Raw genomic sequence first — 16,886 nt, forward strand, 5'->3', positions numbered from 1 at the left:
TCGGTTCGCTGCAAAAAAAAGACCTGTCATATAGACAGATCTTCTTTTTGCAATACTCCTGTGATATAGAGCCGAACCGCATAGCTCACACTTTCTTCAAGCTGTTCTTTTCGTTGAAATCCCTTTTTATTAGAAATATCACCGAAGCCGTGCAGTAAGCTTCTCAGTCCTCTGACAACATGCGTCATTTCCTCTTCCTTTACACCAAAGCGTGACATAATGGATTGAACAAACTGAACAAGGCGCTCTGCTGCAAGTCGTACTTCTTTTTCGTTCATATGTGAAAAGGCAGCTTCATAAAGACCGGGGTGTTCTCGGACAAATTGCACATATTGTCTGGCAAAGGCTAAAACAGCTGCTTCTTTTTCCAGCCCCTCTGTGACTTGCAGCCCTTTCTCACAAAGCATGGACAGCCCCCTTACTGCGAGTGCTGCCTGAATCTCATGAAGGCCGGATACGTGATTGTAAAGAGAAGGCGGTCTGATGTTCAGCCTTTTAGACAATGTAGCAATGGTCAAAGCGGAAAAGCCCTCTTCATCAACAAATGCTGCCGCTGTATCCATAATTTTTTCTTGTGTAATTCCCATTCTTGGAGACACGGTTTACTGCCCCCCTTTTTTTAGCTGGTGCTGCCTTTTACGGACGGCAGCTTGAAGCTTTTCATGAGGTTCTATCATAAGGTCACCATGTCCGGCAGCAAGACAGGATAAGCGCAGCGCTAGTAATTTTTCAGCGCTTTTTAGTGCGGTTTCTGCATCCCATGTGGCAAATGCCGGGAACGGAAAGCTCCACCGAAACTCACCCGTTACCGATAAGCCGCCTTTTGTCACAAGTGCATCACCTGCAATGACAACTCCTGACTTTTCATCGTATAAAGAAATGCTGCCAGGTGTATGGCCAGGTGTTGCAATCACTTTGAAGGGCCCAATCTCATCTCCTTCTTCGACAAGCACATCTGGTTTTGTATGAATATTTTTCATAAAACTGCCTTTGATTTTTTGCTGGGGTTCACCAGGGAGCAAGGAAAAGTCACCTTCAAAAAGGCGGGCATCACGTTTTGATAAATAGACGACTGCCTCGGGAAAAGCCTTTTTCACCTCATCTAATGCACCGATATGATCCATATGGCTATGAGTAAGAATAATCTTATGAATTGGTTTGTTCTTTTTACGGGCAAATTCGATGATCGAGTTCGCCGCCATTTTTAAAGCAGCATCAATTAAAATGAGTCCTTCCTCTTCCTCAAATACATAGCAATTTATCGGAAATAATCGCGGCATCAATGTAAGCTGGTGCAGACGGTCAAAAGTTGTTAATCTCATGATTGCCCTCCTAAAACTAATATCGTTAGTTTTATATTAACTAATGGTATTAGTTTTAGCAAACATTTTTTCATCAACCGCAATATAAATATCAATTTGCGCTTCTTTTGGATCAATAGATCTTTCATCATACCATTCAAAATCACCTGTATAAGTGCGGTATTGTCGCTGATCCCACGTCCAAATCTTGTGCCATATTTCAAGCACAACCTCTTCAATCGGTCCCTTTCTCGTTTGAAATCTTGCGTAGGTGGACGCAGGAATCTCTATGACATGATCTCGCTGATGGTCCGCAAATTGCCCAGCCGTAAATAAATAAGAGCCATGTTCATCTTTCTCATAATCTGAATAAAGCCCTATGACTGGGGCTTGTCCCCCATGAAGCTGCTGCGCAAAAAATTCCTGCCAAAGCGGCGCAATCTTCCGCTCTTTTGTTTGCTCTATTTCGTTTGTAGTTCGAACAGACAACCCTTTGATCCATTGTTTTTCTAATGTCACGATATCGTACATACATTCTCATCTCCTTTTCTCCCATCATATAAAAAGAAACCTGACAACTGTGTGTCAAGTTTCTAATCTCTTCATAAATTGTTTTAATTTGAGATCAAACGCTTCCTTGATGTGCTGCGGTGAAAGAATGTCGACGTCCGGTCCTAAATGGAATAGGAAACTGTGCAGCCAATCATCTTGCGGCACGGTCAATGCTGCCAAATAGGTTCCATCTGAACAGACGATCAATTCGTTCTCATCCATCCATTCCTTCACTTTGCCAACTGATGCTTCGGTTAACCTGAGCGTGAGCGTTGTGACTGAAGGTTCTTTATGCCAAGAGTCATTCCAAGGCTTCTCTTCATTTTTGATTCTTTTCGGCCTGAAATATGCTGAAATGGTGATCAGGTCTGTCATTCTTGTCAGCTTGAACAGACGAAACGCTTTTTTCACACAACAGAACGCATACAAATACCAATGCCGTCCTTTTAAGACAAGCGTATAAGGCTCCACTTTCCGTGGAAGTGTTTCTCCTTTTGCATTGCGATAAGTGAACTGAATGAATTGATGCGCGGAGGCAGCGCTATGGATCAGCTGCAGCTTCTTCTCTGCCTGGCTATCTTTCCCCCATGAGCTTAAATCAATAAAGACATGGTGCTGTTTCTCACTTTCATGAGTTTGTCGCGGAATAAGAGATTTGATTTTTTTCAGTACATGTTCACTTTCTTTAAAGGAGTATGCACTCGTCATGCTTTCAAGGGCTGTCAAAATAAGTTCAATGTCATCATCGGTAAATAATTTTTTCTCTAAACGATAGTCATCAACAAGTGAAATGCCTCCGCCTGCTCCTTGTGTTGTCACAACAGGAATCCCGGCTTGATTGATGGTCTCAATATCGCGATAAATCGTCCTCACACTCACTTCATGAAGTTCAGCAAGGTCTTTCGCTTGGACTTGCTTCTTGCTAATAAGCAGCATCACAATAGATAAAATACGATCGATTTTCATGCCTTTTCCTCTTTTTCATAAATGTAGGTTTTGATTTGATAAAAAAAGAAAGAATGGTAAAGATAAGGAACAGCCAGCATTCGTTTACATCCCTGCACATGCAGGAGGAGGTTGCATCATGACACATCACGTGTGGCAGTTATTCATAATTGGAGGCATTATGCTGATCTGCATCATCTTTCGAATGAATCGTATGAGACGCTATCAGCTTGTGCGCCCAATCAGTCTTTTGATGAGAATGTATGTATTTGGACTCACTGCTCTTATTCTCTTATTAGAAGGCTGGCAAAATCACAGCATTTTCATCTATGCCGCTATTGGTATGCTCTTTGGAAGCAGTCTGGCCGTTCATGCCTATGAGACGATCCGGATGAAAGAAGAAAATGGCCGTCTTTATGTGAAAACGAGTAAATGGATTGAAAGCTTCATTTTATGCTTATTTTTATCTAGACTTAGTTTTAAGCTGGGTGAGCTGACAAACCATTCGCTCACAAAGATTGGTGTCGTTGAACTGTATCAGCATATTGTGAGTGATGATGCCATGACCATGCTCAGCTTTTTTCTGTTAGCTGCTTACTATGTCGTTTTTTCTTATCAAATGATGAAAGCAGGTAAACGATCAGCACATATGCATCATGCGTAAAAACCTTCCTATATGAGTAGGAAGGTTTTTATTAGTCATGCTGCGCATGGTGAATCATTTGTTCAAGTACTTCCATCACATGCTGATCTTCAGGGCTGTAAAAAATTGATGTCCCTGCTCGTCTAGATTTCACGAGACGAAGGTTTTTTAAAAAACGGAGCTGATGAGAAACAGTTGATTGCATGAGATTCAGCGTTTCTGCGATATCATTGACCGAGTATTCACCTTGAGACAGCAGGTGCAGAATGCGAATACGTGTCGGATCAGATAAGGCTTTAAACGTTTGGGAGACAAGAAATAAGCTTTCTTCATCCAGCTCCATCCGTTCCTGTTCTTGATTTGTATTCAGTTCTTCCTTCATTTCGCTTCACCTTTCTTGTTAGTCAAATCACGACTTATTCTATGTATCATCATATACTAAAACGTGCGGCGTGCAAAGCGGGCACACTTTAGAAAAAAGATTTATTCAAATAGCATTGACACTTGGTAGCATTCTTTTTAAAATGAGCATTATTTATTCATTTTTTTAGAGGAGCTGATAGGCAAATTGACTGAAGAGCCAAGACTAAAACGCAGCCTGACTGTCTTTCCACTTGTTGTGATCGGGCTTGCTTATATGGATCCACTTGTCGTATTTGATTCATACGGCATTGTTGCTCAGCTGACGAAAGGACACGTAGCTGCAGCTTATATATTTACGTTGCTGGCATTACTATTGACAGCGCTTAGCTATGGGAATATGGTGAAGGCTTTTCCAAAAGCAGGATCTGCTTATACATATGCGCAAAAAAGTATTCACCCTCATGTCGGCTTCCTTGTAGGCTGGACACTTTTACTGGATTATTTATTTCTGCCTATGGTGAATTTTGCGATCGGAAGTGCTTATTTAACCGCAGCCTTTCCTGATGTACCTCATTACATTTGGATCATCATACTTGCTATCGCCATAACGACTGTCAATGTAATCGGTATTCGGCTTACAGCCAACATTACGGCGCTATTTGTGACGTTTCAGGTCATTGTCGCCGTCACCTTTGTTGGGTTTGTTATTTATGGGCTCACGCAAAACGCTGGCAGTGGAGAGTTATTGTCAGCCCGGCCTTTTTATTCAGCGAGCTTAGATCCAGCGCTTATTTTTTCAGGAGCGACCATTTTATGTTTCTCCTTTCTTGGATTTGATGCCATTTCGACGATGTCTGAGGAAACCATTAAACCAAAAAAGACGATTCCGCTTGCCATTTTCTTAACAGTTGCGATTGGAGGCGTACTGTTTACGTTGACGTCTTATTTTTTGCAGCAGGTGTTTCCAAATTTTCAGCAGTTCAAACATCCTGATGCAGCCTCACTTGAAATTGCAGAATTCGTGGGCGGCGCATTTCTCCACTCGTTCTTTTTAGCTGGCACAATGGTCGCTGTCATTTCTTCCTCCTTATCGTCACATGCGAGTGCAGCAAGGCTTTTATATGCAATGGGAAGAGATCAATCGTTACCGAAGCGATTCTTCGGGTATATTCATCCGACATTAAAAACCCCTGTTTTTAATATTTTATTAATCGGGGCTTTCTCCTTAACCGCAGTCGTTGGCGAACTTGAAGTCATTTATTCCTTTATCAGCTTCGGCGCGTTAATTGGATTTACCTTTGTGAATTTGTCTGTTTTTGCGTACTTTTTCGTCAGACAAAAACAAAGAGGTGTTCTGAATACATTGAGATATGCAGTGATCCCTCTATGCGGGACGGCGTTTTGTATTTGGCTGTTAACGAGCATCAGTACAAATGCATTAATCATTGGCATGATTTGGCTGATGATCGGTTTTATTTATTTCTGCTTCAGGCTGAAAACAAGGTCTGAATTTACGTTTGGATATGATTGATTATAAGGTTTTCACTTGGTATCCTGCTTAGGATATGTCATAATAAAAAGGCTGTACTTCCCTTTTAAAAGCGGGGCAAAACAGGGGTGAACTGACCTTGAAAAAGAAAAAAACAGGATGTTTTGCCATTTCAGGCTGTTTCACGATTTTTCTCTTTGTTTTCGTATTAGCAGCCATTGCCATCTCCTTTAATCAAAAGGAGTTAAAAAAGCTGCCGATTGATACGGAATCAATTGTTTTGTCGAGATTGGATGATTACAAACCGCTTGTAGAAACAGAGTTAAGAGATCAAGATTTAGATCAGTATACCGCGTTAATCCTCGGTATGATGTATCAAGAATCAAAAGGCAGAGGCGGAGATCCAATGCAGTCCTCTGAATCTCTTGGTTTGAAACGAAATGAAATCAATGACCCTCAGAAAAGCATTAAACAAGGAGTCCATCATTTTTCGACTATGTACAAGCATGGGAAGAAAAAAGGCGTTGATTTGGAAACCATTATTCAAAGCTATAACATGGGAATCGGCTATATTGATTTTGTTGCAAAAAACGGGGGAAAACATTCCGAGAAATTGGCAAAGCAATACTCCAAAAAGCAAGTGAAACGAAACCCCAAGGTCTATACGTGCGGCGGCAACAAAGATAACTTCCGCTATCCGTATTGCTACGGTGATTTCACTTACGCTGAAAAAGTAAAAGAAAAAACGAAAACAGTTGAAGAAAAGATGAAATTGGCTTCATCATCCACACCATCATCGTAAAAAAAAGCACTTCCGTCAAGGAAGTGTTTCAAATTGTTGACAAAGGGCTAAAATGATCTTGATTTTAGCCCTTTGTCTTCTTTTAAGCGTGATAGAAAACCTTTGCAGCTCTAGGAAGGACGAGGAGCGGAGCGAATTGTACATTCGTGAGCACCGGCACGCAGACCTGACACCGAATGCGAGGGTTTGTCTACACGCTGAAGCACTTCCGTCAAGGAAGTGCTTTTCATTTTATTGCTGCTCTTTCCCAATTTCCGGCAGGATCGTTTTTGCTAAATGCTGATCCATTTCCTCATATTCATCATAATGAATCGTTTCATACAGCTCTTTTCTCGTTTGCATATCCCCAAGTATCCCCTGCTGCGTTCCCTTTTCCATGATTTCTGTAAATAAACGCTCATACGCTTTTGCAGCGACTCTGAGTGATGACACAGGGTAAATGACCATTTGAAAGCCAAACATTGAAAATTCGTCTGCATGATAATAAGGCGTCTTGCCAAACTCCGTCATATTGGCAAGGAGCGGCCCTTTAATATTGTTTGACGCATGCGTGAAGTCCTCTGCTGTGATGAGTGCCTCAGGGAAAATAGCGTCAGCTCCTGCTTCTACGTAAAGATTGGCCCGGCGGATGACATCCTCCATTCCATTTACTGACTTTGCATCGGTTCTCGCAATCACCAAAAGCGTTGGTGCCGCTTGTTTAATGGCTTTGATTTTTGCGACCATTTCTTCTACTGGAACGAGTGATTTCCCGTTTAAATGCCCGCATTTTTTCGGCATTTGCTGATCTTCAATTTGAACAGCTGCCACCTTGCTTTCAACCATTTCTTTTGCCGCTCTTGCTGCATTTAAAACACCGCCATAGCCTGTATCCATATCGACCAAAAGCGGCAGCTGGGAAGCTCGAATAATCTCTTTCGCTTTTTCTGCCATTTCTGTTGAATGGATCATGCCGAGATCAGGCAGTCCTTTGCTGGCACAAAAAGCGGCACCTGATAAATAGAGTCCTTGAAAGCCCATTTTTTTTGCATAGAGCGCAGACATTCCATCGTGAACGCCTGGAATTTGAAATAAAGCTGATTTGTTCATTTGTTCTTTAAAGGCTGCGGCTAAATCAGCCTGACTTCTTTCTTCATTCACGATCCACACACTAGCTCCCCCTTATATGACGAATAAGTCCATAAATGCTGGGACTGTTGTTGTTTTTAATTGATTTGGATTTTGGCAGAGTGACACAATTTGATCGACTTGTTTTTGTGGAAATCTTGTCTTTAAATGATAGATCCACTTCTTTTCAAGCAGCGGAATGCCTTCCTGTCTTCTTCTACGATGACCAAGCGGATATTCAATTTCAATTCGGTCTGTCATCGTCCCGTCTTTAAAGAAAATTTGTACACAGTTTGCAATTGATCTCTTTTTCGGATCTAAATAATCCTCTGTATAACGCTTATCCTCTTTCACAACCATTTGATCACGCAGACGATCAATGGCCGGATTTTGCGCCGTTTCTTCTTCATAATGGTCAGCTGTTAGCTCACCATAAATCAGTCCAATGGCTGTAATATACTGCAAGCAATGATCACGGTCTGCCGGATTATAAAGCGGCCCTTTCTTATCAATAATCCGAATTGCTGACTCGTGTGTCGTAATCTCTACCCGGTCAATTTCATCTAAACGATCTTTTACAGCGTCATGCAGCATCACAGCCGCCTCAGCAGCAGTCTGCGCATGGAACTCAGCAGGATAAGCAATTTTGAAAAGAACATTTTCTATGACGTATGATCCAAGAGGCTGGGCGAGCGTAAGTGGTTTTCCTTTCATAAGAACATCTTCAAAGCCCCACTTCTCTGCACTAAGCGGCGTTTGATAGCCCATTTCCCCTTTTCGTGTCATCATTGCCAGTCTCACTCCGCGGCTTGTTGCATCCCCTGCTGCCCAAGATTTCCTAGATCCTGTGTTTGGGGCGTGGCGGTATGTCCTAAGCGGGGAATTATCAACAAACGCTTGTGATAACACATGCTGGACTTCTTCCTTTGTTCCGCCAAGCATTGCACATACAACTGCACTTGTTGCCACTTTGACAAATAACACATGGTCCAATCCATTTCGATTCAGACAATTTTCTAAAGCGAGCACACCTTGAATTTCATGTGCCTTGACGATTGCATGCAGTACGTCATTCATCGTTAGCGGCTCTTCTCCGTTTGCAAGACGAGTTCTGCTGATATAATCACTTACAGCTAATATTCCGCCTAAGTTATCTGACGGATGGCCCCACTCCTGTGCAAGCCATGTGTCATTATAATCTAACCAGCGAATCATACAGCCAATATCAAAAGCCGCTTGAACAGGATCTAGCACAAACGAAGTGCCGGGAACTCTTGCTCCGTTAGGTACGACTGTTCCAGGTACGATGGGACCAAGGTGCTTCGTACATTCTGGAAAATTGAGCGCAAGCATTCCGCACCCGAGGGTGTCTATGAGCACATAACGCGCGGTTTCAATGGCCTCTTTGCTCGTAATTTCTCCGTCTACTGCATAGGCAGCAATTTCTTCTAATAGCTGATCTGTTTGATTGGCGACTGCTGTTTTGTTCATATTCATTCCCCCGTTTTTCCATCATCATTTGAAACCTTTAATCCTCTTGGCCCTAAATACCGGACTCTCGGTCTAAAAATGCGATTATGCAAATGTTGTTCAATAACGTGGGCTGCTAATCCACTAGCCCTTGCAGCAAAGAAAATGGGTGTATAAAGTGAAATAGGAATTCCAAGCACGTAATAAATAGGAGCGGCGTAATAATCAAGATTCGGATAGAGGTTTTTCTGCTCTTTCATGTATGCCTCTCCTGCTACACACATGTCATATAGCGTTGTATCTCCCTTCGATTCAGTAAGCGTTTTCAATGAACGTTTTAAAAGAGCGGCGCGCGGATCCATTTTTCTCATGTATACTCTGTGGCCAAAACCCATCATTTTTTCTTTTGCGGCTAATTTTCGTTCAATGAGCGCAAGAAATCCTTCCGTTGTTTTTCCTTCAAGAAGCATGTGCATGACAGCTTCATTTGCTCCTCCGTGGAGGTCACCTTTTAATGAAGAGATCGCTCCAGTAAAAGCACCATACATGTCAGAATGCGTGGATGCAATGACTCTAGCCGCAAACGTTGAATTCGGCAGCTCATGTTCACTATATAATGTAAGTGTTTGGTCAAAAGCGATGATTTCGTCTTGGGTCGGGGTGCGTCCAGTTAGCATGGATAAAAAGTTTTCAGTGTAGGATTTGGTCTGATCTGGAGAAATAGCGGCGTCTTTTGTGAGAATATAATAGCTTCCAGCAACAATGGCCGGCAGCTGGCCTAGTAATCGAACTGCACGCTTCACTTGGCACGCTTCTGATCGATCATGTAGTGCATCATCGTACCCTGCAAGAGCAGATAAGCATGTTCTCATCGCATCCATAGGGTGAGTGGTTTTTGGCAGCTTCGTTAAAATGGTTTGAATCGTTGGATGTAAGTTCGTTTGTGAGGATATATCTTGCTGAAATTGGTGATATTCCATCGTTTCTGGTAATCTTCCATAAATAAGCAGATAGGCTGTTTCTAAATATGTCTTGTTTTGTGCTAGCTCAATGAGGTCGTACCCGCGAATCACAATTTCCTCTTGCTCCACATCTAAATATGATATGGACGTTTCGCTTGCCACAATGTCTTCAAGCCCCGGTTTATACTGCAATTGTTCAGTCATCATATAACCCCCGTTTCGTCCAATTGTTGATCTCCAAACGAGCAAACGGCCAGAAATGATGTGAATCTATAGATGGGAAGATACCGTGCAAGTCGGATATCCAATTTCCATTCTATCCAAAGCACTTCATCTTGTAAATAAAAGAACGTATGTCCAGTTGGACATACGTTAGCTGTAGTATGGAGAAATCATGATATAGACAATGACGCCAGTGAGACTAACATAGAGCCAAAGCGGCATCGTCCAGCGGGCAATTTTACGGTGACGCTCAACCTGCATCTGTGCGCCTCTAAATAGTGTAATCAATGCAAGCGGTACAATAATTGCTGAAAGCACAATATGTGTAATCAAAATAAAGAAGTAAATTGGACGGATGATCCCTTCTCCTCCGAAGTGTGTATCAGCTGCCATTGAATGATATGTCACATAGGAAATTAAAAAGACAAGTGTTGTTGAAAATGCAGCAAAGATAAATCGTCTATGTGCTTTAATGTTCTTTTGTTTAATCATAATGAGTGCTGAAAGTAAGAAGATAAACGTAAAGCTGTTCATCACGGCATTCAGTAAAGGAAGAAATGTAATGTCCAGATGACTAAATTTATCTGTTTTTGGCATTAAAAATAATAAAGCGATTAATCCGTTTATGGCAATTGTTAAAATGACAACAATGCCGGTGAAATTTTTCGGTTTTTGATTCTGTTCGTTCATGTTTGAAAACCTCTCTTTATTAGTTCCGACTAAGAGTATGTTATTTAACTTTCTCTATAAAGTCAATGAATTCGCTGTCTTCGTCGAATTTTAGACAAACTTGCCGATTACTGGCGTTCTAACGGCTTGAAAGATCCATCCACTTCCTTTAGAATTGGAATTTATGTGGTTTTTATGATTTCTTATATGAAAGGAGTAATGGACTTGTCAATCTTACAGGAAACAACCAAAGATGTGAAGACGTTAGAGCAAGAATTACAGCAATTGCAGTTTCAAATGTATCGAATGCAAGAAAATATGAAAGATATTTCGAAAAAAGCAAAGATCATTGGCATTGATCAGGCGAAAGAAGACGAATGGATGATTGTCTCTGCCATTGAAAGTGCGGATACATGCAAAATCATGCTCAGCGATTGTGAAAAAGCTTTTCGCGGACAATCTGATTTTTCCTTAATCGCGGAATATCCTGAAGAAGGAAAGATTCACATTGCTGATATTAAAGGCCCTCCCGATAATGGATACGGCTCAATCTGCATGAAGCATTTAAAAGAAATCGCAAGAGAGCAGAACATTCCAGTCATCACAGGTGACCTCGTCAAAAGAGATTGGAATCACGTTGACCGCTTGATCCACTTTTATGAAAAGCACCAATTTGATGTCCAAATTAATTGGGAAGAACAAAGCGGGGAAATTTATTGGGTGGACAGCTAACGCCAAAAAACCAGCGTGTATGATGAAATATACGCTGGTTTTTGTCGAAAATGCAAATTTTTCTGAAAAATATGTGTTTTTTTGACCAAAAAAAGGGTACAATAAAAGCATCAGGCCGCCACCTGATGCTTTCTTCCAAAAAACAATAGATTACTAGTTAAGTACTTTCACTTTGACTGATTTTACGCCCCAATTTTTTGCTTGGGATTTGCTTGGTACATGTACATCAATTTTGTTACCTTTAATTGCGCCGCCAGTATCTGCTGCGGTAGCTTCACCGTAGCCTTCAACATAAACCTTACTTCCTAATGGAATGACATTAGGATCTACTGCAATGACTTTCGCATTTGGGTTTTTGTTTAAGTTTACCCCTGTTGCAGTGATACCTGAGATGCCACCATCATTTGCTGTATAAGCCGTAGCCGTTACAGTCAATTCTTTTTGTACACTTTGACTAGCAGAAGATGATTCTGCTTTAGCTGTTTCCTTTTTAGGAGCAGCTTTTTGTGTTGTTTGCTCTTTTTGGACAGGCTCCTGTTTTTGTACAGGCTCTGAGCTTACCGGAGCTGAGCTTTGACCAGCAACACTTAGTGTTGAACCAGTCACAATTATATCTGAGTTTAAGTTATTCCAAGACTTAATATCGCTAATTGACACATTGAATTTTTGAGCGATTTTCCAGAGGCTGTCCCCCTTCTGGACTTTATACTGCTCCTGAGTTTTCTCTTTTGAAGAGATTGTCAATTTATCACCTACATAAATCATGTCTGTAGATAAATTGTTCCAACCCTTTAGGTCCTTTAGAGACACATCATTTTTTTGAGAGATTCCCCAAAGTGTATCACCTTTCTTCACAGTGATTTCCTTTGCAGAAGCTTGCTGTGCTCCAAATGCTGTTGTTGAGATTGCTGCAACAGCAACCAAGGACATAATAGTCTTCTTCATAAAGTAAATCCTCCCTTGTTAGCTTTTTATGGCGGCTAACGAGTGCTATCGTAACATATGTAAATGTCAATTCAATAACAAAACGATATGTTTTAGATTACAGTTCCTTTACATGAAACATCTCTCTCCATTGGTAAATCAGACCACAAAACAGCTCAATTACCCGCCATATCAAGGTTTTGAAAGGATCAGAAACCTCCTGTTGAAAACGTGTCCAAACGCAGCGAAAAAAATTTATTTTTCTTCTTCAACCTCTTTATTTTTCTCTTTTTCTATAAATAAACGGATTTCTTCTAGAAAAACATCCCCGTATTTCTCTCTTTTTTGAGAGCCTATTCCCTTAATATGGAGTAGTTCTTCTTCTGTTTTAGGCTGAACAGCTGACATTTCCTTCAAGGTTTGATCAGAAAATACAACAAATGGCGGAACGCCCTGCTCTCTTGCCAGCTTCATTCTCACCGCTCTTAGCTGCTCAAATAATGCATCGTTTTCTTGAATCGCCTCTCTTTTAACTGCCTGCTTTTTATACACCGCCTCTTGTCCGACTAACACTTTCTTCCCTTTATGTGTCACTTTTAATGTTGGGTAAGCCCCTTCAGACATGTGCAAATACTCTTCTGTAATTAAAAATTCGATGAAATCACTGATTTGCTGGGCTGATTGCTGCTTCATTAAAGCGTATGTAGGAAGACGGTCGAAACCAAGATCAAGCACTTTTTTATTTTTAGAGCCTGCCAGTACTTGAGCAATCATCATTTTTCCAAATCGCTCGTTCATTCTAACCGTACACGATAAAACCATTTGCGCTTCTCGAGTGACCTCTTCACGCTCTCTTTCATCAAGGCAATTGCTGCATTTTTGGCAAGGAGTACTTGTTGATTGATCAAAGTAGTCCATCACAAATTGCTGCAAACATTGCTCAGTATGACAGTAATCCACCATTTGTCTTAGTTTAAGCAGTTCATGCTGATAGCGCACTTCATCTTCTGTTGACTGTTCAATGAGGAAGCGCTGCATTCGTACGCCCTGCGGCGAAAACAGTAAAATACATTCACTTTCAAGACCGTCTCTGCCTGCGCGCCCAGCTTCTTGATAGTAGCTTTCAATATCCCTTGGAATTTGATGATGAATGACAAAACGGACATTTGATTTATTAATTCCCATGCCAAATGCAGATGTAGCGACCATGACTTGGATGTCATCATTTAAAAACAGGTTTTGCTGCTCTTCTCTCACATCGTCATCTAACCCGCCATGATAAATGCCAGCTTTGATCTTTTGTTTCTTTAGCCGATTGTAAATGTTTTCAGCTTCTTTTCTTGTAGCTGTATAGATAATGCCGGACTCAAGCTTGTTTTTCTTCATATAATGTGTGATAAAGCGGTCACTATTTTCTCCTTTGACCACCTGAAAAGACAAATTCTCTCTAGCAAACCCAGTAAAAATGGTTTCTTCTTCGTTCATGCCAAGCTGTTCACATATATCTCGGTGGACCTTTTTCGTGGCTGTAGCCGTTAGAGCGACAATCACTGGCCTTTTTGTCAATTTATCTAAGCATTCTTGAATAAAGCGATAGCTTGGCCTAAAATCATGCCCCCACTCAGATATACAGTGCGCTTCATCAATTGCGATTAAAGGGATCGTTAACCGATCAAGGAGCTGAAAAAAACGTTCATTTTGTAATCGTTCAGGTGTGATATAAAGCAGCTGATATTCCCCATCTGCACATTTTTTCAGCCTTTTATTCATTTCAGCTGCAGAAAGTGTGCTGTTTAAAAAGGACGATCGTATGCCCATCTCATTTAGCGCATCGACTTGATCTTTCATTAAAGAAATTAGCGGGGATACAACGATCGTTGTTCCTTCCATCATCAGGGCAGGAATCTGGTAACAAACCGATTTCCCACCGCCTGTCGGCATAATACAGACGGTATCCTTCTGTTTGTTTACAATCGATTCAATGGCTTGTTTCTGTCCCTGCCTAAAGGTGTCAAAGCCAAAGTATTGTTTCAGGAGTGCTTCTGCTTGTTCTAACATCCAATTCCCTCTCCGTCTTTTGTTTTGTCTATTTTAACATACATTCCTTCTTCATCCGGCGGTCTGTGCAATTTCGTTTTTTCACAAAATAAAAAGCCATTTTCCGAAATGGAAAATGGCTTGAATCATCCTAGGAAAAGCTGCGGATGCCGTAATCTAAGTAAGAAAGTTTTAAACCACCACTCCTCAAAGTGGGTGTTTGCAGAAACGTTCCTGTCTTCCTCTCTAGGAGGCATGACATTCCGGCTTCAATATAAAACTCCCTATTACAGCTTAAAGGTTAAAACTTAATTAACATTACGCGCATCGCAGCCTTTAAACTATACTACACGAAAGTTAATTAAATTTCAAGAGATCTTTTTTCTTTGAAATACTCATGTATACAAGATTTTTGTCCACGAGTACATATGGAAACATTATTCTGAAAAAATTTAACCTTCTCATATATTGCTATTTTTCTTCCTCCACATCAACATCCTGCTCTTCCTCGAGTCTTTCATACGTATCTGAATGCATTTGATCCATTGTTTCTCTATTCGTTAAGTCACGCATTTGATCGGAGAATGAACGGTCAAACTCGTTTGGATCTTGAGTTGTTTCCTCATTTTTCTTTGCATCAATTGAAAAGCGTGTATATGGAACTGCTTTTAAACGCTCATATGGGATCTCTTTTCCTGTTTTCTCACAAATCCCATATGTTCCGTCTTCCATTCGTTTCAGTGCTGCATCGATTTCACCTTCAAGTTGATCATCGACTTGATCCAGCGTTTGTTCTGTCATGCGGTCTAAATAGATGCTCCCATGATCAGCGATATGATTCCCAACACCATTTGATATCTCACTCGATTCAACGAGCATCGATTCTTCTTTCTTTTTTGATCCCTTCACATCTTCTTTTAGTTGAATCAATCTTTCGTATAAATCAGCTTGTTGTTCTTTCGTTAAGCCCACGGTCAATCACTCCTTTCTCATTACCTTCCCGCTGGAAGGGAAAAGAAAACATCAAAAAAGCCGCCGCCTATTTGGCAGCAGCTTTTTTCTCTTACAGATGGCGAAGTGCTTCTTCGATTGGTTTATCGCCTTTAATCAAGTCAAAGGACTTATTTTTCACATTCGATTCTGTTAAGCTCTCCACAAGAACAATGGCTACGTCCTCTCTTGAAATCTCGATGTTCTGATCATCTGGAATATGCTCGGCAGCTTTAATCTTTCCTGTCTTCTCCTTATGCAGCAAGGCGCCCGGGCGGACAATCGTATAGGAAAGACCAGACTGTTTTAAGTGTTCATCAGCTTTTCTTTTCGCTTCATAATAAGTTTCCATACTTCCTTGCCCTTTTCCCTGGTTCGGGTCATCGGCATTATAGGAACTGAGCATAACAAAATGCTGGATGTTTTCTTTTTTCGCTGTATCAACGAGGCGTTTTGCTCCTTCTTGATCGACCGCAATGGTCTTATCCGCACCTGTTTTTGAGCCTGAACCAGCTGCAAAGATGACAGCGTCTGCTTGTTTCACAGCATCTGTCACATCTTTTTCAAGATCACCGATGACAGGTGCTGCACCAAGTTCTTTTAGCGCATCAGCTTGTTTTTCATCTCGAATGAGAGCAAGCGGCTCATGTCCTTTTTCTTTTAAATAACGAACGACAAGTCTTCCTGTATGTCCATTTGCTCCTGCAACTAACACTTTCATAGTTCATTCTCCTTTCTGTATCTGTTTCATCTTTAACCTTTTTTGCTATCATTCAAACACTTAAGCAGAAAAAAGCCCCTCCCATCAGATGGGAAAGGCTCAGAAATGTGCGATCTATGAAAATAAGAACGAAGAATGAGAAAAGTGCATATGATCTATGTAATCGCAAGATTGATCAGCAAAGATGTTTTGTCAAAATGGCTTGCACATCACTCAAATCCGTCTCTTTGGAAAAGTCGAGTTCAAATACTTTTGAGCTTGTGACAAGCAGCATACCTGTGTCCTGATCAAACACGCCAGCTTCTTGAATGGCAAAACTTTCAATTGATCGATACGGCAAGGAGACCCTGACTTTCTTCTTAGAAAATACGCGGTTATCGCCAAAGATCAGTCGTTTATTTGTAAAGCAAATTTGGTCGTGACGCAGTCTGTAAACAGCCTCAATTCTTTCCCCTTCAATCAATAAGGATTCGAATTTCTTATCATTTTGTTTACTGACAGAAAAAATACCCACGTAAACCCCCTCTTCCTGCATCAAATTCCTTTATGACAAAACGGCCACACGGCTCTGTGGGTACGTTTTATTCTCACTTATAGAATACGCTATAAATGATCGTTATTCCATTACGAATAGATTAAATTTCATTTAACTTTTTCTTTTTGATCCGATGCTCTTTCCTCTATTTATTTAGACTGTTGAAGCAGGAAAAAAGTTTCAGTTCTTTTCGAGAAAAAATGCTGAATCATTCCAATAAAAAAACAGTGATTATGCCAAATCACTGTTTTTAAATACCTATTCGTCTTTTGGTGTATCAATCGTTCCCTCGGCATACACATCGGAAATCTGTTCAAGCGTAATCGCCATATCAGCATCTTCGTGTTCATGCCATGCATTTTGATTTTGCTGCTCATCATTTTGCTGCTTTTTCATCATCATCACCCTTTACTGTTTTTCTT

Annotated in this window: 19 protein-coding genes and 1 other RNA gene; 4 read left to right on the forward strand and 16 right to left on the reverse strand. The window is 40.9% G+C overall.

Annotation, left to right across the window (positions count from 1 at the left end; genetic code table 11):
• Positions 1-26: 26 nt before the first annotated feature.
• Genes OIT90_RS05375 through OIT90_RS05390 form a run of 4 tightly spaced genes read right to left on the reverse strand, consistent with a single transcriptional unit; the run spans position 27 to position 2,819 of the window.
• Positions 27-599 (reverse strand): TetR/AcrR family transcriptional regulator, encoded by a 573-nt coding sequence (locus OIT90_RS05375; protein ID WP_474892340.1) that lies wholly within the window; start codon positions 597-599, stop codon positions 27-29.
• 3 nt (positions 600-602) lie between these two features.
• Entirely contained in the window at positions 603-1,322 is a 720-nt protein-coding gene (locus OIT90_RS05380; RefSeq protein WP_474892341.1) for an MBL fold metallo-hydrolase, read from the reverse strand.
• 36 nt (positions 1,323-1,358) lie between these two features.
• Positions 1,359-1,832, reverse strand: a complete 474-nt coding sequence (locus OIT90_RS05385) for a GyrI-like domain-containing protein (RefSeq protein ID WP_474892342.1) — start codon at positions 1,830-1,832, stop codon at positions 1,359-1,361.
• A gap of 54 nt (positions 1,833-1,886) precedes the next feature.
• Positions 1,887-2,819: a helix-turn-helix transcriptional regulator gene (locus OIT90_RS05390; RefSeq protein ID WP_474892343.1), complete on the reverse strand. Its 933-nt coding sequence runs from the start codon at positions 2,817-2,819 to the stop codon at positions 1,887-1,889.
• Positions 2,820-2,937: 118 nt separating this feature from the next.
• Here OIT90_RS05390 and OIT90_RS05395 point away from each other — a divergent pair, with 118 nt between their 5' ends.
• On the forward strand, positions 2,938-3,462 hold the full coding sequence (locus OIT90_RS05395) for a CcdC protein domain-containing protein (protein ID WP_144494310.1): 525 nt from the start codon (positions 2,938-2,940) through the stop codon (positions 3,460-3,462).
• A gap of 31 nt (positions 3,463-3,493) precedes the next feature.
• Here OIT90_RS05395 and czrA read toward each other — a convergent pair whose 3' ends face one another.
• On the reverse strand, positions 3,494-3,823 hold the full coding sequence (gene czrA, locus OIT90_RS05400; protein WP_024422670.1) for a Zn(II)-responsive metalloregulatory transcriptional repressor CzrA: 330 nt from the start codon (positions 3,821-3,823) through the stop codon (positions 3,494-3,496).
• 186 nt (positions 3,824-4,009) lie between these two features.
• Here czrA and OIT90_RS05405 point away from each other — a divergent pair, with 186 nt between their 5' ends.
• Both OIT90_RS05405 and OIT90_RS05410 read left to right on the forward strand, forming a co-directional pair.
• Entirely contained in the window at positions 4,010-5,335 is a 1,326-nt protein-coding gene (locus tag OIT90_RS05405; protein WP_064497471.1) for an APC family permease, read from the forward strand.
• Between the two features lie 97 nt (positions 5,336-5,432).
• On the forward strand, positions 5,433-6,095 hold the full coding sequence (locus tag OIT90_RS05410) for a lysozyme family protein (RefSeq protein ID WP_039179260.1): 663 nt from the start codon (positions 5,433-5,435) through the stop codon (positions 6,093-6,095).
• A gap of 231 nt (positions 6,096-6,326) precedes the next feature.
• Here the strand turns inward: OIT90_RS05410 and prpB are convergent, their stop codons facing one another.
• From prpB to OIT90_RS05430, 4 genes are all read right to left on the reverse strand, one after another.
• Positions 6,327-7,244 carry a methylisocitrate lyase gene (gene prpB, locus OIT90_RS05415; RefSeq protein WP_039179262.1) on the reverse strand — a complete coding sequence of 306 codons (918 nt, stop codon included), beginning with the start codon at positions 7,242-7,244 and terminating at the stop codon, positions 6,327-6,329.
• Between the two features lie 12 nt (positions 7,245-7,256).
• Positions 7,257-8,693: a bifunctional 2-methylcitrate dehydratase/aconitate hydratase gene (locus OIT90_RS05420; RefSeq protein ID WP_474892344.1), complete on the reverse strand. Its 1,437-nt coding sequence runs from the start codon at positions 8,691-8,693 to the stop codon at positions 7,257-7,259.
• A gap of 2 nt (positions 8,694-8,695) precedes the next feature.
• Positions 8,696-9,838 (reverse strand): citrate synthase, encoded by a 1,143-nt coding sequence (gene mmgD / locus OIT90_RS05425; protein WP_474892345.1) that lies wholly within the window; start codon positions 9,836-9,838, stop codon positions 8,696-8,698.
• 168 nt (positions 9,839-10,006) lie between these two features.
• Positions 10,007-10,546: a DUF420 domain-containing protein gene (locus OIT90_RS05430; protein ID WP_024422676.1), complete on the reverse strand. Its 540-nt coding sequence runs from the start codon at positions 10,544-10,546 to the stop codon at positions 10,007-10,009.
• 198 nt (positions 10,547-10,744) lie between these two features.
• Here OIT90_RS05430 and OIT90_RS05435 point away from each other — a divergent pair, with 198 nt between their 5' ends.
• Positions 10,745-11,257, forward strand: coding sequence for a GNAT family protein (locus OIT90_RS05435; RefSeq protein ID WP_039183160.1), 513 nt, complete (start codon positions 10,745-10,747; stop codon positions 11,255-11,257).
• A 153-nt stretch (positions 11,258-11,410) separates the two neighbouring features.
• Here the strand turns inward: OIT90_RS05435 and OIT90_RS05440 are convergent, their stop codons facing one another.
• From OIT90_RS05440 to OIT90_RS05470, 7 genes are all read right to left on the reverse strand, one after another.
• Positions 11,411-12,202: a LysM peptidoglycan-binding and 3D domain-containing protein gene (locus OIT90_RS05440; protein ID WP_039179273.1), complete on the reverse strand. Its 792-nt coding sequence runs from the start codon at positions 12,200-12,202 to the stop codon at positions 11,411-11,413.
• 234 nt (positions 12,203-12,436) lie between these two features.
• Positions 12,437-14,239, reverse strand: coding sequence for a DNA helicase RecQ (gene recQ, locus OIT90_RS05445; protein WP_474892346.1), 1,803 nt, complete (start codon positions 14,237-14,239; stop codon positions 12,437-12,439).
• A gap of 133 nt (positions 14,240-14,372) precedes the next feature.
• Positions 14,373-14,557, reverse strand: a non-coding RNA gene (gene ssrS, locus OIT90_RS05450) — 6S RNA.
• A gap of 132 nt (positions 14,558-14,689) precedes the next feature.
• On the reverse strand, positions 14,690-15,190 hold the full coding sequence (locus OIT90_RS05455) for a TraR/DksA family transcriptional regulator (protein ID WP_372556108.1): 501 nt from the start codon (positions 15,188-15,190) through the stop codon (positions 14,690-14,692).
• Positions 15,191-15,281: 91 nt separating this feature from the next.
• On the reverse strand, positions 15,282-15,929 hold the full coding sequence (locus tag OIT90_RS05460) for an SDR family oxidoreductase (RefSeq protein WP_144490250.1): 648 nt from the start codon (positions 15,927-15,929) through the stop codon (positions 15,282-15,284).
• Between the two features lie 175 nt (positions 15,930-16,104).
• Positions 16,105-16,443 carry a PH domain-containing protein gene (locus OIT90_RS05465; protein ID WP_024422682.1) on the reverse strand — a complete coding sequence of 113 codons (339 nt, stop codon included), beginning with the start codon at positions 16,441-16,443 and terminating at the stop codon, positions 16,105-16,107.
• Between the two features lie 279 nt (positions 16,444-16,722).
• Complete coding sequence (locus OIT90_RS05470) at positions 16,723-16,860, reverse strand: YozQ family protein (protein ID WP_080967843.1); 138 nt, start codon at positions 16,858-16,860, stop codon at positions 16,723-16,725.
• Positions 16,861-16,886 lie beyond the last annotated feature (26 nt).

This window comes from Bacillus sp. ABR (genome assembly GCF_056172715.1).